This is a genomic window from Brevibacillus sp. (assembly GCF_003521185.1).
Classification (GTDB): Bacteria; Bacillota; Bacilli; order Brevibacillales; family Brevibacillaceae; genus Brevibacillus; species Brevibacillus parabrevis.
The window spans coordinates 126,652-145,648 of record NZ_DOTK01000037.1 but is presented as its reverse complement, the minus strand read 5'-3'; the positions used below and the strand labels follow the sequence as shown (position 1 = coordinate 145,648).

At 53.4% G+C, this 18,997-nt stretch carries 18 protein-coding genes, 2 tRNA genes and 1 riboswitch; of the genes, 11 read left to right on the top strand and 9 right to left on the bottom strand.

Annotated features, from left to right (window positions below):
- Positions 1-91 precede the first annotated feature (91 nt).
- Positions 92-274 carry a hypothetical protein gene (locus DEP07_RS10925; RefSeq protein ID WP_167470271.1) on the bottom strand — a complete coding sequence of 61 codons (183 nt, stop codon included), beginning with the start codon at positions 272-274 and terminating at the stop codon, positions 92-94.
- A 231-nt stretch (positions 275-505) separates the two neighbouring features.
- Here DEP07_RS10925 and rsgA point away from each other — a divergent pair, with 231 nt between their 5' ends.
- The 4 genes from rsgA to DEP07_RS10905 all read left to right on the top strand — a co-directional run bounded on the left by rsgA (position 506) and on the right by DEP07_RS10905 (position 5,244).
- Positions 506-1,591 (top strand): ribosome small subunit-dependent GTPase A, encoded by a 1,086-nt coding sequence (rsgA, locus tag DEP07_RS10920; protein WP_173596796.1) that lies wholly within the window; start codon positions 506-508, stop codon positions 1,589-1,591.
- Between the two features lie 139 nt (positions 1,592-1,730).
- A riboswitch (purine riboswitch) is annotated at positions 1,731-1,832 on the top strand.
- A 258-nt stretch (positions 1,833-2,090) separates the two neighbouring features.
- Positions 2,091-2,681 (top strand): xanthine phosphoribosyltransferase, encoded by a 591-nt coding sequence (locus DEP07_RS10915; protein ID WP_173596797.1) that lies wholly within the window; start codon positions 2,091-2,093, stop codon positions 2,679-2,681.
- 33 nt (positions 2,682-2,714) lie between these two features.
- Positions 2,715-4,022: a nucleobase:cation symporter-2 family protein gene (locus tag DEP07_RS10910; RefSeq protein ID WP_122963835.1), complete on the top strand. Its 1,308-nt coding sequence runs from the start codon at positions 2,715-2,717 to the stop codon at positions 4,020-4,022.
- A gap of 187 nt (positions 4,023-4,209) precedes the next feature.
- Positions 4,210-5,244, top strand: coding sequence for a hypothetical protein (locus DEP07_RS10905; RefSeq protein ID WP_173596798.1), 1,035 nt, complete (start codon positions 4,210-4,212; stop codon positions 5,242-5,244).
- On the opposite strand, the gene DEP07_RS10900 is transcribed toward DEP07_RS10905, so the two are convergent.
- The 3 genes from DEP07_RS10900 to DEP07_RS10890 all read right to left on the bottom strand — a co-directional run bounded on the left by DEP07_RS10900 (position 5,234) and on the right by DEP07_RS10890 (position 7,959).
- Positions 5,234-6,967: a protoglobin domain-containing protein gene (locus tag DEP07_RS10900; RefSeq protein ID WP_173596799.1), complete on the bottom strand. Its 1,734-nt coding sequence runs from the start codon at positions 6,965-6,967 to the stop codon at positions 5,234-5,236. The two genes, DEP07_RS10905 and DEP07_RS10900, sit on opposite strands and share 11 nt — an antisense overlap.
- Positions 6,968-7,136: 169 nt before the next feature.
- Positions 7,137-7,562 (bottom strand): metallothiol transferase FosB, encoded by a 426-nt coding sequence (fosB, locus tag DEP07_RS10895; protein ID WP_173596905.1) that lies wholly within the window; start codon positions 7,560-7,562, stop codon positions 7,137-7,139.
- 172 nt (positions 7,563-7,734) lie between these two features.
- On the bottom strand, positions 7,735-7,959 hold the full coding sequence (locus DEP07_RS10890) for a hypothetical protein (RefSeq protein ID WP_063227938.1): 225 nt from the start codon (positions 7,957-7,959) through the stop codon (positions 7,735-7,737).
- A gap of 138 nt (positions 7,960-8,097) precedes the next feature.
- Here DEP07_RS10890 and DEP07_RS10885 point away from each other — a divergent pair, with 138 nt between their 5' ends.
- The 5 genes from DEP07_RS10885 (at position 8,098) to DEP07_RS10865 (ending at position 10,209) form a co-directional block, all read left to right on the top strand.
- Entirely contained in the window at positions 8,098-8,655 is a 558-nt protein-coding gene (locus tag DEP07_RS10885) for a hypothetical protein (RefSeq protein WP_173596800.1), read from the top strand.
- Positions 8,656-8,732: 77 nt separating this feature from the next.
- Complete coding sequence (locus DEP07_RS10880; RefSeq protein ID WP_229049728.1) at positions 8,733-9,086, top strand: sigma factor; 354 nt, start codon at positions 8,733-8,735, stop codon at positions 9,084-9,086.
- 88 nt (positions 9,087-9,174) lie between these two features.
- Positions 9,175-9,251 (top strand) — tRNA-Pro (locus DEP07_RS10875).
- A 16-nt stretch (positions 9,252-9,267) separates the two neighbouring features.
- A tRNA-Leu gene (locus DEP07_RS10870) sits at positions 9,268-9,350 on the top strand.
- A 337-nt stretch (positions 9,351-9,687) separates the two neighbouring features.
- The gene (locus tag DEP07_RS10865) at positions 9,688-10,209 is read left to right on the top strand and encodes a type 1 glutamine amidotransferase domain-containing protein (RefSeq protein WP_122963838.1); all 522 of its coding nucleotides are present in this window, start codon (positions 9,688-9,690) and stop codon (positions 10,207-10,209) included.
- A gap of 92 nt (positions 10,210-10,301) precedes the next feature.
- Here the strand turns inward: DEP07_RS10865 and DEP07_RS10860 are convergent, their stop codons facing one another.
- From DEP07_RS10860 to DEP07_RS10845, 4 genes are read right to left on the bottom strand one after another with little or no spacing between them, the layout of a single operon-like run.
- Positions 10,302-10,463 carry a hypothetical protein gene (locus DEP07_RS10860; RefSeq protein WP_167470270.1) on the bottom strand — a complete coding sequence of 54 codons (162 nt, stop codon included), beginning with the start codon at positions 10,461-10,463 and terminating at the stop codon, positions 10,302-10,304.
- The gene (locus DEP07_RS10855) at positions 10,460-11,692 is read right to left on the bottom strand and encodes a Ger(x)C family spore germination protein (protein WP_122963839.1); all 1,233 of its coding nucleotides are present in this window, start codon (positions 11,690-11,692) and stop codon (positions 10,460-10,462) included. The genes DEP07_RS10860 and DEP07_RS10855 overlap by 4 nt, the downstream gene beginning before the upstream one ends.
- On the bottom strand, positions 11,685-12,791 hold the full coding sequence (locus DEP07_RS10850) for a GerAB/ArcD/ProY family transporter (RefSeq protein WP_173596801.1): 1,107 nt from the start codon (positions 12,789-12,791) through the stop codon (positions 11,685-11,687). Before DEP07_RS10850 ends, DEP07_RS10855 begins: the two co-directional genes overlap by 8 nt.
- Complete coding sequence (locus tag DEP07_RS10845) at positions 12,788-14,362, bottom strand: spore germination protein (protein ID WP_122963841.1); 1,575 nt, start codon at positions 14,360-14,362, stop codon at positions 12,788-12,790. The genes DEP07_RS10850 and DEP07_RS10845 overlap by 4 nt, the downstream gene beginning before the upstream one ends.
- A gap of 197 nt (positions 14,363-14,559) precedes the next feature.
- Between DEP07_RS10845 and DEP07_RS10840 the strand changes: the two genes are divergently transcribed.
- Together DEP07_RS10840 and DEP07_RS10835 are read left to right on the top strand one after the other, a co-directional pair.
- Positions 14,560-16,209, top strand: a complete 1,650-nt coding sequence (locus DEP07_RS10840) for a dynamin family protein (protein WP_373926274.1) — start codon at positions 14,560-14,562, stop codon at positions 16,207-16,209.
- A complete protein-coding gene (locus DEP07_RS10835) occupies positions 16,206-18,173 on the top strand; it encodes a dynamin family protein (protein WP_122963843.1) in 1,968 nt (655 codons plus the stop codon). Before DEP07_RS10840 ends, DEP07_RS10835 begins: the two co-directional genes overlap by 4 nt.
- A 141-nt stretch (positions 18,174-18,314) precedes the next feature.
- Here DEP07_RS10835 and DEP07_RS10830 read toward each other — a convergent pair whose 3' ends face one another.
- Complete coding sequence (locus DEP07_RS10830) at positions 18,315-18,893, bottom strand: GNAT family N-acetyltransferase (RefSeq protein ID WP_122963844.1); 579 nt, start codon at positions 18,891-18,893, stop codon at positions 18,315-18,317.
- Positions 18,894-18,997: the final 104 nt, after the last annotated feature.

Sequence of the window (18,997 nt, the reverse complement as noted above, 5' to 3'; positions counted from 1 at the left end):
GGAAGTTTTTATTCTCATCGTCGTCGTATTTGTAATCTTAGTCATTGTCTTTGCAAACAAAGCCAAAACTGGCACAACCAGACGCTCGTACTCAAATTCTACCGATAGCAGCAGCTCCTTCTACGCCGACAGCAGCCATCACCATCGCGACCGTGATACAGATGGAGATTGGAGAAGCAGCGACAGCGGCAGTGACTACAGCAGCAGCAGCGGCAGTGATAGCGGAGGCGGAGACAGCGGCGGAGGCGGCGGTGGAGACTGACGCTTTTGCCACGCCGCGTTGTATGTTACAATGATTGGGAAAATGATTCCAAACCATAAATGGTGCGGTCTTGAAAAGGAGAGATGTTTTATGTCAAACATGAAAAACGCTCAGAGTGTAGGAAGTTTCGTCGCAGGAATCCTCCTTTCAAGCGGAAAATAACACCGTTCACAAAATGAGGATTCGACTGCGACTGGTGTTGGCGTACGGCCAATCATTAACCATTTGCAGGGGGAATCCGTAGTGAATCAAGCAACCAATCAATCAACATTGCAATCTTTGGGCTGGAATGAGCATTTTGCCAATCTGTTTGCCCCTTATGCCGAAGAAGGCTTCAGCGTGGGAAGAATCTCGCTGGAACATAAACGCATTTACCGTCTGATGAGCGAGCATGGCGAGCTGTTGGGCGAAGTCACGGGCAAGCTGCGCTATGAGGCGACGGGTCGCGAGGATTATCCGGCGGTAGGAGACTGGGTAGTCATCAAGGCGCGTCCCGAGGAAAAGAAAGCCTCGATTCATGCGCTGCTCCCGCGCAAGAGCAAGTTTTCGCGAAAAGTGGCCGGGGAAACGGTCGAAGAACAAATCGTGGCAGCCAACGTCGATACGGTCTTTTTGGTGACTGCCTTGAACAACGACTTTAATATACGCAGGATGGAGCGTTATCTCATCCTCGCCTGGGAAAGCGGAGCCAATCCGGTGATCGTGCTGTCCAAGGCTGATTTGTGCGACGATCTGGAAAAGTGCATGGCTGAAGTGGAAACCGTTGCGATCGGCGTGCCCGTGCACGTAGTCAGTGCAGAGCAGGGAGAAGGGCTGGAACAGCTCGCACCTTACCTGGGCAGCGGACAGACGGTGGCGCTCATGGGCTCGTCGGGGGTCGGCAAATCGACGCTGATCAACAAGCTGAGCGGAGCAGACCGTCAAAAAGTAAGCGGCGTTCGCGACGGAGATGATCGCGGACGGCATACGACGACGCACCGCGAGCTGTTCCAGTTGCCAGGTGGCGCTCTCATGATCGACACGCCGGGAATGAGAGAATTGCAGCTGTGGGAAGCCGATGAAGGATTCCGTGGCGCTTTTGACGATGTCGAGAAGCTGGCGGAAGACTGCCGATTCAGCGATTGCCAGCACGGGCGGGAGCCGGGCTGTGCCGTCCGGGAAGCGATTGCGGATGGCACATTGAAGCAGGCTCGCTTCGACAGCTATTTGAAGCTGCAACGGGAACTGGCTCATCTGGCGCGCAAGGAAGACGCCAGGCTGGCAGCGGCCGAGAAAGACAAATGGAAGAAAATGACGATGCAGCATCGCAGCAAAAAGCCTAAGCGATAAACGAAAAGACCCTCGAAGCTTCGGGGGTTTTTTCCGTTTTTCAGCAAGCAAAAACAGCTTGGCAGACTTTCAGAAATTTACCCTTGATCACAGCAAGCCAGTTGTGATAGATTTGGTCAAGACCCAGCAAACAGGCTGGGTAATAGGCAGAAGAAGTGCTCGTATAATTTTGGGAATAAGGCCCAACAGTTTCTACCGGGTGACCGTAAATCGCCTGACTACGAGTGAAATAGCGTCTGTTTGGCATCGCGGCTGCCGTTCCTTTGTTCTTCGCAACAAAAGGAGTGGTTTTATCCCGATTCGAACGGCGCTGACACGCATTTGTTGGCGTGCTGCACCTAAAGGGAAAAATGCCCCGAGGGACAGTTTCACTTGGCGTTGGTTTTATTACCTGAGCCTGCTTGTGAACTGTCCGTTCGGGGCTTTTATTTTTTTCACCAGGTTTGAGCGAGTGGCGTTGGCAGGCAACGTCCGAGTGTTGATGGAGGAGGAAGAACAGATGAAGGAATTGCAAGAGCGCATTGTCCAGGACGGCAAAGTGTTGTCCGCATCCGTGTTGAAGGTGGATGCGTTTTTGAACCATCAGGTAGACCCGCAGCTGACGATGAAAATCGGGGAGCGCTTCGCCGAGCTTTTCGCAGGTGAAAAGATTACGAAAGTATTGACGATTGAGGCAAGCGGCATTCATTTTGCGCTGGCGACGTCGTTTGCCCTCGGTGTGCCTTTTGTATACGCGAAAAAGAAAAAGGCCGTGACGCTGACGGAAGACGTGTACTCGGCTCCTGTGCACTCGTTTACCCGCCAGGAAACGTATCAGATCAGTGTGTCCAAGCAGTACCTGTCTGCCGATGACCGCGTGCTGATCGTCGACGACTTCCTTGCGACAGGAGCAGCTTTGATTGGGTTGACCCAAATCATCAAAGATGCGAATGCTCATCTGGTCGGCATCGGAGCCGTGATCGAGAAAAGCTTCCAGGAAGGTCGCGGACTGCTGGAGCAAGCGGGTGTGCGCATTGAATCGTTGGCCCGTATCGAGTCCATGTCGCCAGAAGGCATTCACTTTATTCAACCGGAATCTGTTCGCGTCTAAAACCGATCGATCAAGAGGAGAGAAGATTACTTCATGCTATCCAAACAAAAGATAGTTACTTTAGGTTTGCAGCACGTTTTGGCGATGTATGCCGGTGCTGTTGTCGTGCCGCTCATTATTGGCGGGGCTTTGAACCTGACTCCCGCCCAGATTGCCTATTTGATTGCCGCTGACTTGTTTACGTGCGGGATCGCCACCCTGTTGCAGGTGATCGGCACGCGTTACACCGGGATTCGTCTTCCGGTCGTGCTCGGGTGTACGTTTACAGCGGTAGGGCCGATTATTGCGATTGCCTCGACGAGCAATTTGGCGACGGCCTACGGGGCCATTATCGTTTCCGGTTTGTTTGTAGTATTGGCAGCTCCCCTGTTTGGCAAGCTGCTGCGGTTTTTCCCGACGGTGGTGCAAGGTTCCGTCGTGACGATTATCGGCTTGTCGCTCATTCCTGTGGCGATGAACAACGCGGCTGGCGGCCAGGGCATGCCTGATTTCGGTTCCCCGCGAAACTTGCTCTTGGCTTTGGGTACATTGGTTATCATTTTGGTTATTAACCGTTTCTTTACCGGATTTATTCGGGCGATTTCTGTCCTGCTCGGCCTTGTGATCGGTACGGTCGTGGCGTACACGATGGGCATGGTCAGCTTCGCCAATGTGGCGGAGGCGTCCTGGTTCAGCGTGGTCGAGCCGTTCTACTTCGGCACCCCGCAATTTTCCATCGTGGCGATTGTGACGATGATTCTGGTCAACATTATCAGTATGGCTGAGTCGACTGGCGTTTATTTTGCGCTTGGAAAAGTAACCGATACGAAGGTTACGGACAAAGACGTAGTCAAAGGTTTGCGCGGGGAAGGAATCGCGATCGTTTTGGGCGGTGTCTTCAATGCCTTCCCGTACACAGCCTTTTCGCAAAACGTTGGTCTGGTTTCCTTGACAGGCATCAAAACGCGCGATGTGATGATCGGAGCCGGCGGCCTGCTGGTTGTCCTCGGCCTTTTGCCGAAGCTGGCTGCCCTGACGACCGTTGTGCCGAATGCCGTGCTGGGCGGCGCCATGATCGCGATGTTCGGCATGGTGGTAGCGTCCGGCATCAACATTTTGTCGCAGGTGGATCTTCGCCAAAACGAAAACTTGCTGATTGCCGCTTGCAGTATCGCAGTCGGTCTTGGCTCCGCAGCTGTTCCAACGATGTTTGACCAACTGCCGACTTTGGCGAAAATGATGCTGCAAAACGGCATCGTGACAGGCTCGCTGACTGCTGTGATTTTGAACATTTTGCTCGTTCATACGAATAAAAAAGTGCAACAGGCTCCTGTGCCGAGTACGATCTCAGAAGCTTCCTGAGGCTTGTCAGGCAATCGTCAGTCCATTAAAAAGATGAAAACCGCCATTCTCTAGCTGTGTGCAGAGGATGGCGGTTTTTTTGGCGATAAAAAAGGCTCTCCCGAGGTTGGCAAGCGTCTAATGGCCTTGGCCAAGTCAGACATACGATGGCTATGTACGAAATCAACAGGGAAGGAAAGATGAGTGCATGGCTACCTTTCGGGAGGCGCTGAAAGCGAAGAACCATCTCGTGAAAAAATGGAAGCGAATGCCCGGTGTCATGGGCATTGGCGTCGGATATGTAAACGGCAGGAACAACCAAAAGGGCGCTTGTGTCGTACTGTATACGCTGGACGCTAGTGCCGCCGTGAAAAAAGGCTGCCCGAGCTGCGTGGCGGTCAAACGGAAAAAAGGCGGAAAGCGGCCAAAGATTACTTCCCATGTGGCTGTCCCTGTGCGAACAGTGACATCGGGGAGATGCAGCAGCCATCAAAAATGGCGGGCAACGTCGAGCTATCGCCGGAGGATTCGTCCGGTGATAGCAGGCGTCAGCGTAGGATATCCGGGAGCGTCCGGGACGGCGGGCCTGATCGTGACCGGAGCGCTCAGACGGGCACAACGCTTTTTGTTGAGCAACAACCACGTTTTGAACCGCAACAATACCGGAGGCTACACGGAGACAATCCAGCCGGGAGGATCGGATGGCGGGCGTTCCGGACGCGACCGGATTGGACAACTGTACCGTTTTGTCCGGCTGCGAAAAAATGCCGTCAACGATATGGATGTGGCGATCAGCATTCCGACTTCCAATAACCTGCTTGCTCCGCGCTATGCGAAAGTCGGCACGATTCCCGGATATGTCCGCTCTTATGCGATCGGCAGCCGTTTGAAAAAGGTAGGCCGGACCACGGGCTTCGTCCATGGAGTCGTAGAGTCGACTCACACCGATATTAACGTCGATTACGGAGATTACGGCGGACTGGGAACGATTCGCTTCCGCAACCAGACCGTGATCCGCAGCGCCGCGCCGATTTCGCTGCCAGGTGATTCCGGCTCTGTCTGGTTGACCGCAAACAACTACGCCGCTGCCGTCAACTTCGCAGGCTCAGCAGACGGCAGGCTGTCGATCGCTTTTCCGATTCACCGGGCGATGCGCGCGCTTGGCTTGCGGGTGGCCCAGCCTGCTTCCGCGCTTTCGTCCAGAAAACGCGCTGTTCGCCGCAGGAAAAAGGTTAGGAAGTAATCTGGTTCATTTCGGAAGCGAGATCGTCCAGACAGGCAAGCACCTCCGCAGAGCGTGCTTCCAGGATGGCAAATGCCATCTCGGCCTCTTTTTGTTTGCCCGTAGAAGCCAGCGTGAAAATATGGCGAATCGCGTCGTGAAACCCTCTGTGCGGCTCTGCCAGCCGTTTGAAAGCGGGGAGGGAGCTGATCGCCTGGTTTTGTTTCGCCCCGTCATACCAAAGCCCGAGACGGCAATTGTGGTGATCGATGAGGTCTTTTTCCGTGATGGAATGATAACCGAGCAAGAAGTTGTACACCCACCATTTCCAGAGCAGATGGTCGGTTTTGACGATGCGCAAGCTGTGTTTGGCTTTCAGGCGTGTAATTTGACTGATGCTGTTTTTGTGCAGGGCGTTGATGCCAGCCCCGATTTCGTAGACGTTTTTGCCTGCGTGGGAGACGTGGGTGAAAATTTGTTCCATATTGTTCTCCACCTGGGAAATTCGCATGGAAATATCTTCGGTTGAAGCTGACTGTTCTTCTGTCAACGAAGCGATGTGTCCCGTCGCATGGCCTACTTGTTCGATATTTTGCACAATCTCGCCTAACAACTCGATCGCTTCGCGTGTCTGAGTGGCATTGTCGTTGAAATGAGTGCCAAGCAGAGCCGCCGTTTCTTTGACCAGGCTCGCTTCATGGCGGACGGTATCCATCGTGCTGGTGATGCTTTGTACGGAATGTTTGGTTTGTTCCGCGAGCTTGCGCACTTCCTCGGCGACGATGGAAAAGCCGCGCCCATGCTCACCCGCCCGGGCAGCTTCGATAGAGGCGTTCAAGGCGAGCAAATTCGTCTGATCCGCGACGCTTTTGATCACTTGCACGACTTGGGAGACAGCTTCGATGGAAGTCGTCAGCGACGAGATTTTGGCCTGCATCTCATTAAATTCTTCCGCCATGGACAGGAAGCTTGTCAATGACGTCTGGATGATTTTTTGCCCGGCTGTGGCCTGCTCCATGGTCGTCGCAGCATTTTCCGCCACGTGCACGGCGGAGGCGGCTACCTTTTGCACCGATTCGGACAATTGCTCGGCTGCGTGTCTGACCGTGCCGGTTTCCACGCTTGTCGTGTCGATGGTATCGAGTACATGCTTGATTTTATCGATTTGCATGACCAGCTCCAGGACATTGCCCAGGCGGTCGATCGTTTTGTAGTCGTGATCCTCTTGATAAGCTTCCAGCACGATCTGGGAGTCGAGCGTGAGCAGCTTGATCAAGGCAAGCAAGATGGAAGACAGTTCGTCCGGCTTTTTGCTGTAAGTATGGACGATGGCGGGAATAAAGCATTCGTACAGCCGCATGTAAGAGCCGGTGTACCACTCTGGGGCGAGTCCGATTTTGCTGTGGACTTCCCCGATTTTTTCCCGTCCCGCGACGTAGGCATCGTTGAGTTGTGCGTTGGAAAGCGATTGCAAATAGTGGCGAAAGGAACCGGAGAGGCGTCCTACAGTAGTATGGACTTCAATGATATTCATCAAATTCGCATAATGGCCAAGCATCTGATAATGCCGCTCGGTGATCGTGTCGATATGCTCGGTTATGAGCGGTTCGATTTGCGCGAGCCGCCTGAGATCGTCATTGTTCATTTGCAAAAAGTTTACTTTTGCCCGCAATTGCTCTGTCATCGCGATATCGCTTTCCTGGATCGGGGCCGTTTGTGATCGCGCCCAACGCTTGCCAAACATAGAATCCCTCCGCTTTTTTATCAAAAACTGACCTATCCATGCCACGGAATAGGTCAGCCACCGTCATCCAAAATAGTTCTCACTACCTACCTGATTATACCATTCGAGGAAGAAATGATACTGTGGAACTACTGTGAATTTGTGAAATGTTTATGTAAGTCAGGCTGCTTCAATCGAAAAAAGTCATGTGTGGCATAGCTTCGCGGTAGTAGGCGAGCCGATCCTGCAACGTTCCAGTGTGCAGCTCGAACTTATGCCCGTCGGGGTCGGTGAAATAAAGCGAGCGCTTGTCCCGTTCATCGCGTTCCCGGCCCGGCAAAATGGGGACGCCGTGCTGTTGCAGATGACGTTTCCAGTCGTCAAAAGCGGCTTCGGAAAGCGAAAAGGCCAGATGCGTGTAGGACAAGGAAATCTCGTTGCGGGGGATGTCGGGTTCTTCGTTCAAAGCGAGCCAGTAGCCGTTCCAGTCAAAATAAGCCAGCTTTCTGCCGCGGACGAGCGGCTTGGCGCCGAGCACGTCACGGTAAAAGCAAAAGGAGCGTTCCAAATCGGCTACCGAAAACAGAAAATGGTTGATTCCGCCCAGTGGTTGCATAGCCATCGCCTCTTTCTCCTTTGCACACAAGTTGCCTTTATTTTACGGTAACAAGGAGCGGGGTGCCAACGACGATCAATCGGACAACTGGACAGGACAGGCGAATAGCGAGCGGCAAAAACAGGCATCCCGCACCATGCGGCTGCCTGTTTTGCCTGTTCAAGCACCAGGGCTAGGATTGGCTCTGTTGCGACTGGGCTTGTGTTTGCAGCGTGGATTGGACTTGCGACACCATCGTTTGCGCCTGGGCAATCTCCTGGGAAGCTTGCTTCAATGCTTCCTCGGCCAGTTGCGGGTTGGCAGCGGATTGCTCGATGGCTTGCGTAATCATATTTTTCGCGAGAGTGGTCGCCACTTCGGCTTTTTTCAGAGAGTCTGTGTTGATTTGGCTTGGCATGTTTGTTCCTCCTTGAACAGATGGTTGATGTGGCACACCGTACTACTTTCTCCTGTTTGCCCGCAATTATGTATGGGGGATGTGCCCAACCGTTTGCGCTGGTGGTTGCATACCCTTGTAGGAGGGGAGGAATGCGAGATGAAGAAAAAGTGGGTTGGGGTTGTCCGGCAAGCGGAGCAGGCTTTTTGGACGATCGTGTTTTCAGCACACAAGCGTGTAGGCAATCGAGGCGTCATTTTGCCCAAACGCTTTAATTCCGTCAGCAAAATTCGCCGGTTCTTGACGAGATTCATGACGCCTTGCCTCGCAAACCGCGTGATCGGCAATCTCGATCTGAGAAGGATCAACGGCCAGCTTGCCGTTCCGGTTGGAGACGGGATCGGAGCGACTCCAATCGTCAAATCGCAGGTGTTGAAAAAGAGTGCGAGGTGCGTGACCATCGCAGTCTGGTTTCAGTTTGACCCGAGCGACCGCTTTTTTCGCGTGTATCAGTTGAAAAAGCTGCCGGACGGCCGCTGGATTATAGTCGGGCGTCATCCTTTGGACTATCCATTCAATTTGCCAAACCAACTGTTCAGAATCGTGCCGGGTTGCTGCAAGCCGTGTGTGCGCGGATGCAGGCGGCGGGTGAGGGGCAAGGTGCGGCCTGGGGCGAGGGCGGCGCTAACAAAACGCAGGAGCGCATGCTGCGCCTGAGAAGCGATCGCAAATTTTCAGGAAAGAAGTGGTGACATTTTCGTACTGACTCCGTTTGGATGAAAGGGAGGTGGGAGATGAAGGCACAATTATGGAGCGAATGGATCGCTGAGCACCAGCACCCACTGTATCGTTATTTGTACCGGGTGTGCGGGTTGCGCGAAATTGCCGAAGAGTTATTGCAGGAGACTTGTCACCGTGCCATGCTCTCCCTCTCGATTCAAGCTGCCCGGCAGGCTCAGGCGTGGGGCTGCAAAGCGGCGCGGCATTTGTATATGGACTGGCTGCGCAAAAAACATCCGAAAAAAGCAGGCGGGAAAACTTGCGCTGCTTGTTCAGCACGTCCTTGCGCCTATATGAACCGGAAGCGATCTAGCGCCAAAAAACGGACAAGGAGCGGGCAGGCAGATCATTTTAAAAAACGGTATTGATTTTGGGACGACTTGCCTGTAAAATATCTAAGTGTTGCGACTCCTATCGGATTTTGTCGAATAGAAGGAGCAATAACGTGTGGGAAATCGGGAAGTAGCTCAGCTTGGTAGAGTACTTGGCTTGGGACCAAGGGGTCGCAGGTTCGAATCCTGTCTTCCCGACCATTTTACACACGAACAGGCCGGTATGGCGGAATTGGCAGACGCGCGCGACTCAAAATCGTGAGGGAAACCGTGGGGGTTCAAGTCCCTCTACCGGCACCAGCAATCTATACATATGGTTTTCGTTATAAGGTGGGAAACAGTGAGTAGACCTGTTTCTCACTTTTTCATTTTGTCCGAAAAAGGGACGTTGCAGCTCGCAGCCTTTCCAATTGCTCTTTCGTTTGTTTACAATAAGGCTCTTTTCGCAAATTTTGTTGCTATTGCTGTTGTGGAAACGTGTGTTCTATAATGAAAATCAGGAAGTCTATAGGATTTCCATTTACCGTGAATGCACGCTTCGCTTGGTACTATAAATATCAAGCAACTCACGGCTTTTCTAAAAGCAACAATTTCTTAGAAAAGAGCGTACAATAAAGAGGAAAAGGAGGCGGATCGCGTGAGACTTGCGGGAAAACAAGTAGTCTGCTTTGTGGAAAGCGAATTTGAAGATCTGGAACTGTGGTACCCGGTGCTCCGGCTGCGCGAGGAAGGGGCGGCTGTTCATCTGGTTGGACCGAAAGCGGGACATGTCTACATCGGAAAATACGGTGTGCCATGCGAAGCGGACAAGGCGATGAGCGAGATTGATCCTTCGCAGTACGACGGCGTGCTCGTTCCGGGCGGCTGGGCGCCGGACAAGCTGCGGCGTTATCCGGAGGTGCTCGCGTTTGTCCGTGCCATGCACGAGGCGAAAAAGCCGATCGGTCACATCTGCCATGCAGGTTGGGTGCTCGCTTCGGCAAAAATTTTGCATGGAGTGAAAACAACGTCGACGCCAGGCATCAAGGATGACATGGAAAACGCTGGTGCGATTTGGATCGATGAAGAGGTCGTGGTCGATGGACACATCGTCGGTTCCCGTCGTCCGCCAGATTTGCCAGCGTACGCCAAAGCTTTCGCCGATTTGCTCGCACAGTAGCAAGCAGGCAATCCGAATATACGAGTGGAACGAAAAGGCACACCCGCAGCGATCAAGCGGGTGTGCCTTTTCTATGTCCGTCAGCTTGCTCTTCACGAGTTGGTTTTTCTGTCTTTTTTCCAGGGCGGATCGCCCCATTCGTGCAGCTTGTTGCTTGCGACATAAAACAGGTACGGAATCAAAAAAGCGAGCAAGGCTCCGCCGAAAGTGAGAAACGGAGGCAGAGAACCGAAGTATTTGAACATAACTGTCACCTTCCTTCCTCTAACTCTGAACGGTTGATGGAGCCGACATTGCGCAAATACACCTTTGCTTCGACCTTGATCGTGCTCTTTTCGTACAGGCGCTGTCCGCTCTCCCAATCTTTCTGGATTTGTTTCCAGAGCGAGTATTCTTTTTGCCGGATATTGCTGCCCAGCTTGATGACATCCACTTTCATTTCCTTATGCACCTTTTGCAGCGTGTCCAGACACATCCGCTCGATTTCCTTGGCGAAGGCGCGTTCCAGCTTTTTCGTCTCTTCTTTGCTGAGAAAATCCATGAGCGCGTAGGCTTCCGCCAAAATGCCCTCGCATTCGATTTTGATGGTGAACTTGAAATTTTGCTTGTCTCGCAAGTCTTGCACGATTTCATGCTTCGTTCCTTGAATGTTCAATACGACGAGATCGCCTTTTACCTTGGCTTTCAACAGTCCTCCATCAATGCTCCCGGTGAGAAAGTTCAAGCCTTCCGTCTCTTCCTCGCCGAGAAAGCCGACCATCTGATTGTAGAGGGAAAATACGGCGCTTCCTGCCATCTTGATTTCATTTTTTTCCGCCCGTACTCGGGGGATGACGAAGCTGAACGGATTAAGCAATTCTTCATGAATATCGCCGATGCGTACCTCGGGGAGCATGCGCGCGTTTTTTTCGATATTTTCGCCAATCGAATTGATGTAGAGCGAGGGCAGCTTTTCTGTTTTCGGCTTGACCTCGATGATGCTTTTGGCTAACCCGTTGGCAATAAACACTTTGCCGCTCCGTCTGGAATCCGGGTCGCGCAGCAGAAAGTCCATGGCGTTGGCGAAGCCGTTGGGAGTACGCGCCACTTCTTCGGAGATGACGAGCACTTTCAGATGCTGGTAAAAAGGAGCGCGGCTCGTACGCGTAGCCAGCTCGCGGGACACTTCGAAGAGCGAGTCACCCTCTGAGGTGAGGTTCAAAAACGCTTCGTTCGTCGTGTTTTGCCCGCCGCCGCCTCCCTGGCTACCCGCGATCAATCCTCCGGGGATGACGAGCTGATGGGTGACGAGAAAGCGTTGCTTCACTTTCGGTTTTCGCGGTGCCTCTTTGGCCGCCCGTTTTTCCACTTCTTTTGTCCGGGGCGCATCAATCGCAATTCCGACGACAAAGCCGCGCTCCTCGATTTGCACCTGATCCCAGCACCCGGCGAGCAGAGCCGAGACGATGACGAGGATGGTCGGCAAGGCAAAGCGCTTATTCATGCCCCTTCACCCCGCGCATGATGGCGATCAGGAGCAGACAGATCGGACATAAATAGACGATGATCATGCCGAAATACGTGATGGCGTCCGCAAAAGCGAAGAAGTCGACCAGGTTTTGCGGCAACATCGCCACGAAGTAAATGATCGGCGACAGGGCCAAAATCCAGACCATCTTTTTCACTTTGCGAAACATGGAGGTCAGATTGAGAATGGTGATGTCGAGCCACATGACGCACGTGTTGAAAATGGTCATGATCCAGATCGTGAAAAACATGGACTCTACCCGTTCAAAAAAACCGCCGGGAATTTCTACTTCCTTCGCGAGGTCAATGGTCGGATAGGTCAGATTTTTGGCGACCTCGGCGGAAAAGACCCCGATGACAAAAATGTAGATGGTGACGTAAAGGGAGACGGGGATGAACAGCCCCAGAAGCATTGCTTTAGGTCCTTCCTCTGGATTTCTCATCAACATCGTATAGAACAGGATGATTTCAAAGCCGGAGTAAGAAAGCCCGACCGCTTTGGAGCCTTCCAGAAGTGATTTCCAGCTTGAAGAAAAATAAGGCCGGATGTTTTCGATTTCCAACAGTTGCGTGGTGAACACCAGAACGAAAAAGATCACGACGAGGACAACGGGCAGAAAAAGCAGGTTCAGCCGCAGCATGGCGATACGCGATCCAGCCACGGCGTATTGTACGATCAACAAAAAGCTGAGGGTAATCATCTCGACGGGCGTACTGTAAAACAAATACTGCTTGGCGATATTTCCGATCGCGCGGATTTCAAACGACACAAACAGCATCGTGTACAGACAGACGAGCAAGGTCAGCGCATAGGCGACAGGTTTGCTCGCGATGATAGCGGTGTAGTCAAAAAACGTTTGCCGGGGAAAGCGTGCCGCCAGCTTCGCCAGCAACCACCCGATCAATAAAGCGACAAGCCCGCTGATCACGACAGAAATCCAGCCGTCGAACCCGCTCGTTGCTTTTGCCAGGGCGCGGGGAAAAGTGAGGATGCCCACCCCGACTGTAACCGAGGCGATGTTGATGCCCATATGATTTTTGCTAATCATTTTTTCCGACAAGGTTTGTGCACTCATTTGGAATCCCCTGTTCTCATGCGAATTTCATCTTCTGGATGCAGGGCTTGCGGCCGCTCTTTCAAGAAGGTCACAGGTGCGCGCAAGATCAAATCTTTCCAGTCCCTGGGCATTTGCGGCGCAAGCGGAGCCAGGTACGGATAGCCGATGCTCGTCAAATTCGACAGGTGGATCATGATGGCGATCAAGCTCAAAATGACCCCGTATATTCCGAAGATGGCCGCGCCAAACATGGCGAAAAACCGGATCATGCGAAAAGCGATCGCCAACTGAAAGGACGGGATCGCAAAAGAGGAGATGGCTGTTAGCGCGACGACGATGACCATGACCGGGCTTACAATCCCGGCGGATACGGCTGCATCTCCGATGACCAAACCGCCGACGATCCCGACGGTTTGTCCGATCGGCTTGGGCAGGCGCAGCCCGGCTTCCTGAAGCAACTCCATGGTCGTGATCATCATGAGCGATTCAATGAAGGCGGGAAACGGAACACCGTCTCGCGTGGCGGCAATCGAGAAGGCGAGATCGGACGGGATCAAGCCCGGGTGAAACGTCACAAGTGCGATATACAACGATGGGGAAAACACCGCGAAAAAAGCGGCCAGATAGCGTAAAAGCCGTGTCAGTGTACCGACGATCCAGCGTTCGTAGTAATCCTCCGGCGAGTGCAGAAGCAGGCCAATTGTGACAGGGAGGATCAACACCATCGGCGTACCGTCGAGCAGGATCGCTACGCGTCCTTGAAACAGCGAAGCGCTGACCTTGTCCGGCCGTTCGGTGTTGTGAGCCTGCGGGAAGGGCGAGAGAAAATCGTCCTCGATCCACTGTTCGATAAAACCGGATTCCTCGACTTCGTCAATGTCAATCGTGGCAATCCGCCGTCTGACCTCGTCCAGCATTTCGTGATCGACGATGTCATCTATATAGGCGATGATCAGCTCGGTTTTGCTGCGTGTCCCTACCCATGAACTTTCAAAGCGCAGATTGGGGTCTTTTACCCGTCTGCGGATGCGCACGGTATTATCGCGGATGCTTTCCGTGAAGCCGTCCCGTGGGCCGCGAACGAGTCCCTCGGAGACTGGCTCTTCGATGCCGCGGGTTTTCCAGCCTTTGCTGTCGATGAGGATCAGCTCGCTGGAACCATCGACAAACAGGGCTGTGTCTCCGGACAAAATACAGTCGAGGGCTGCGGTAAGCGATGTTTCTTTTTTGATCTCGACAACGGACAATACTTCTTCAAAAAGGAGCTGGATGATCTCGTCAGGTTCAGGGGGAACCGATTTTTCCGAGGTGGAGATCATCAACTGGATGTGCCCCAGGACTTGGTTATGCAGCATATCCGAATCCGCTAATCCGTCAAGGGCAATGACCGCGCACGTATGGTTTGTATTGCCGATGAGAAACGTGCGGATCAGCAAATCGTGGGGGTTGCCCAATAAAGTACGGAACAGCTCCAAGTTATCCGCAAGGTTGGGAGAGAGCGTTAATTCAGGCGTTTGCCGCTGTTGCATGTGCTGGGAAAAGGGAGAGGTTTTCTTTTTGCGTCGCTGGGCGAAAAATTTTCGCATCATGGAATTCCCTCCCGTTCAAAATGCGAATAGCATGTTAGTGCGATTTTTTCCAGAACAGAGGGAAATTATGCGGATGAAAGTTCCACGACAAACTTTCGCACAAAGAATTGAACAACCCTATGAGGTATGATACATTCGGCATGGTAGAATAGAGAGTAGTAGAGAGAGTAGGAATGACGGAGAAGGGTGGAATAGTAGTGCTTGACAGTCAAGTTTTGGTTCGGGATACAGACTTTTCAAGACTCGCGCTTACATGGGAGCAGCTTGCGCAGTTGATGGGGGAGCAGGGAGATGCGACAACCCCTGCCAAACTGAGACAGTTGGCTGAAAAAACAAGGAGAGCAGAGTTGAACATCGCTTTTTGCGGACACTTCTCCGCAGGAAAGTCCACGATGATCAATACGCTTCTGGGCGTCAGCCTGCTGCCGTCCAATCCCATACCGACCAGCGCCAATGTAGTGAAGATCCGCGGGGGCGAAAAAGCCGCTCGCGTCTATACAATGAACGGCGATGTCGTGACGTTTGATCCGGATACGGAGATGGAGAAGCTCAAGCAGTTTGCGGTCGATGGGGATACCGTTGAATCGGTGGAAGTTTCCTATCCCGGAACGCTGCTCGACGAACACTCCAGCCTGCTCGATACCCCGGGGATCGACTCGACGGACGCCGCGCACAAAATCGCTACGGAATCCGCGCTGCACCTTGCAGATGTGGTCATTTACATGATGGATTACAACCACGTCCAGGCAGAAGAGAACTTCAATTTTACGAAAACGTTGAAAGACCGCGGCAAACCAGTGTATCTGGTCGTGAACATGATCGACAAGCACATTGACTTTGAGCTTGATTTCGAGAGCTACAAGGAAAGTGTGGAGGAAGCGTTTGCGACCTGGAACATTCATCCGGACGGCATTTTTTACACGTCCCTGGCTGAGCCTGACCACCCGGAAAATCAGTACGTGGAGCTGAAGCAAAAGCTGCTCTCGCTGATTGCCGGACGCGAAGAACTGGTAGCAAAAAGCGTGCGCAGTGCCGCCGAGCATCTGATCGAGGAGCACGTGCAGGCAGTGAAGGCAAGCCATGCGCAAACGCGCCAGGAGCTTGAGAACAAGCTGGACAGCCTGAATGTGGCGGATGTAGACAGCCGCGATGCACATGCTGTCGCCGCTGCGCTTGAACAGGCGCAGGCGATCATGCAGTCGCTCGGCAACCGTGCGGCAGAAGCGCGTGCCCAGATGGAAAAAGAGTTGGGTGTTTTGCTCGACAACGCCCGCTTGACCTACTACAGCACGAGCGAAGCAGCGGCAAGCTACCTGGAAAGCCGCAAGCCAGGCTTCAAAATGGGCTTTTTGTTCGCAGGGAAAAAGACGGAGGAAGAGCGTCAGCGCCGCGAGGAAGCACTTCTGGCCGAGTTCCGCGAAAAGGTGGCGGGCAATCTCGACTTCCATTTCAAGGAATTGATGAGCAAACAATTGCAAGCGTACGAGCTGCGCGACGAAGATTACCACGCACGCGTCCATGCGACCGAGATTGTGATTACGGGCGAGTTTCTTGCCAAGCACATCAAGGATGGAGCGGCTTCCCGCGAATATGTGATGAACTACTGTACAGATGTCGCAAGCGCGATCAAACTGGAGTACAGACGCGCTGGCCTTGCGTTCATCGAGGAAGTCATCGCGCGCCTTGCGACCAACATGCAGGCGGAGAGCGCTTCGCAGCAGGAGCGTCTCGACGTGCTGCGCGAGATGGCCGCGGTGCACGGGCAGTTGGCCAGCTTTACTGCAAGCGAGGAAAACATAAGAGAGCGATTGCAGGCAATCATGCGTGAAGGAGAACAAGAATCATGAATCAGCTACGAGACAAATTAGTTGCAGCAGCAGAACGTCTGCGGCGCGCGAGTCACGAAATCGTTTCCGTACCAGGGATGCAAGCACAGGCGCAGGCGATGCTGGATCGCGCAGACCGTCTGACAGCGAACCGCTTCACTGTTGCGCTGTTCGGCGCGTTCAGCGCGGGTAAATCTTCTTTTGCCAATGCCTTGATGGGCGATCTCGTCCTGCCTGTATCCCCGAATCCGACTACGGCAGCGATCAACAAAATCATGCCGCCGAGTGAGGAGCATCCGCACGGCACAGTCCGCGTGGTGCTGAAAAGCAGGGAAGCGATCGAGCAGGATGTGCTGCGCTCGCTCGCTGTTTTCGGATTGCACGCTTCCAGTCTGGAAAGCGCTTTGGCCGAGCTGGACAAGATCGATGTGGCGCAAATTCCGCCGACAGCGAAGCCGCACTATACGTTCCTGAAAGCCGTCACAAAAGGGCTGGGCGAGATGAATGCTCACCTGGGCGGAGAGCTGATTGTCGACATGCAGGCGTTCAAAGGCTTTGTTGCCAAAGAAGAAAAAGCTTGCTTCGCCGAATACATCGAGCTGTTTTATTCCTGCCCGCTGACTGACCAGGGCATCGTGCTGGTCGATACGCCTGGGGCGGATTCGATCAATGCCCGCCATACGGGCGTGGCGTTTGAATACATGAAAAACGCGGACGCTGTTCTGTTCGTCACTTATTACAACCATGCGTTTTCCCAGGCAGACCGCGAATTTTTGCTGCAAATGGGCCGGGTCAAGGACACCTTCGAGATGGACAAGATGTTCTTCATCGTCAATGCAGCCGATCTCGCCGCTTCCCAGGAAGAGTTGCAGGGCGTGATTACGCACGTAGAGAAAAACTTGCTCACTTGTGGCATCCGTTTGCCGCGCATTTATCCGGTATCCAGCCAGACCGCGCTGTTGGCGCGCATGCACGAAAAAGGCAAGCTGGCTGCCTCGGCGGAAAAAGTATACCGTCAACGCACGCAAACAGCAGAAGGCGAGCCGCTTATGGCAGCAGACGAAGCGTTCAAGCTGTCCGGCATGGCTTCGTTTGAGGCAGAGTTCTTGCGTTTCACTATCGAGGAACTGACGCAAATTGCCGTGAACGCAGCGACAGGCGAAATTCGCCGCGCTTTCGACACGCTGAACGAGTTCATGCGCATGGCTCAATCTGGCGAAGACGAGCGCCTCGCGCGCAAAGAAGCGGCGAGCAAGGCCCAATCCGGGGCACTGGCTGCTGTTTCCGCGCTGGCGACTGCTTCGTACGAGCGCGACTTGGCAAAAGAACGGGAAGAGCTGCTCTACTACGTCAAGCAACGGCTGTTCTTCCGTTTTAACGAGTTGTTCAATGTGGCGTTCAACCCGGCTGTCCTGAAAGAAGACGGACGCAACATGAAGCAAGCCCTCCAAGGCTGCATGACCGATCTGTTGCGCTCGATCAGCTACGACCTGGCGCAGGAGCTGCGTGCGACCACGCTGCGCCTGGAGAAGTTTTTGAGCAAGCAGGGAACAGCACTCGTTTCCGCTTGGCAAAAAGATGTGCATGCTTTCGCGGCAGGCTTGACACTGGCGCCGTACCAGCAGCGCCAGGTAGAGACGTTGAATTTTGCCGAGGAATTGCCTGTAGCGGAAGGGGCATTCCAGCCAGCGCTCGGACTGTTCAAAAACACGAAAGACTTTTTCGAACTGGACGGCAAGCTGAAGCTGCGCGAAGAACTGGAAAAGCGCATGCAGGAGCCTGTAACGGCTTACGTGGCGACCGGAAGCGAACAGCTGAATCAGCAGTTTACGGCTTTGTTCAACGAGCTTGTCACCACGGAGCGCAACCGGGTAGTCGAGCAAATCAACGAATACTTCACAGGATTGTTCGCCGCGCTGGATATGACGGTCGATCTGGACGAGCTGGGAGCGAAAGTAGATCGCGTAGCGGCAGAGCTTTCCTAACACCTCATCAAGTCAAAAGGATAAGGCAAAAGACAAAAGGCAGTTCGCGCTCTCGTCAGGCAAATGACGGGCGTGACTGCCTTTTGTTGTTGGCTGCGCCTGAGCATGGGGGGCGCAGCCTGCCTTCTTTTGGCGATGTGGCTATTGTTTCCGCGCAAGCTGCTCCCATTCCTCGCGCAAAATGCCCATTTTGATCGCATCGTAGTATTCGCCGCGAACGATCCGCGCTTTTCGCACTCTGGCTTCTTCCTGCATGCCGAGTCGAGCGGCGAGCTTGATCATGCGCTCATTGCCCGACCAGGTGCCGATTCCCAGCCGCACCGTATCCATATGGGTGAACAAGTAATCCATCCACATCGCGAACGCTTCCTGCCCGTAGCCATTTGACCAGTAGCGCGAATCGTAAATGACAATGCCGATTTCAAACCAGTTCGTCTCCTGGGATACCCAATATCGGCCGACGCTGCCGCGCAGCTCTCCGTCGATCTCGATGATCAGCTGTGTGCGCGGAGCATCTGTGCCGGCCAGCGCGAGTGATTCCGCGCGGCGAGGCAGGGTGCGGTACTCGTCCAGCGTCATTGGATCGAGCGGCTTGTACGGGCCGTTCCAGTTGAGATGCTCCCGGTCTTTCGCTTCGTAGTTCCAGTAGTAGAGCGTATCGATATCCTCATGGCGGATGTCGCGCAACAAAACTTTTTTTCCTTGCAAATGGACGTGCATGATTTTTCTCCTCTCTGCTTGAACAATCTGTTACCATTACTGTACGGGAAAATGTTCTGCATACATAGGGACAGAGTGCGTGTTTTTAATAGGGACAAAAAGGA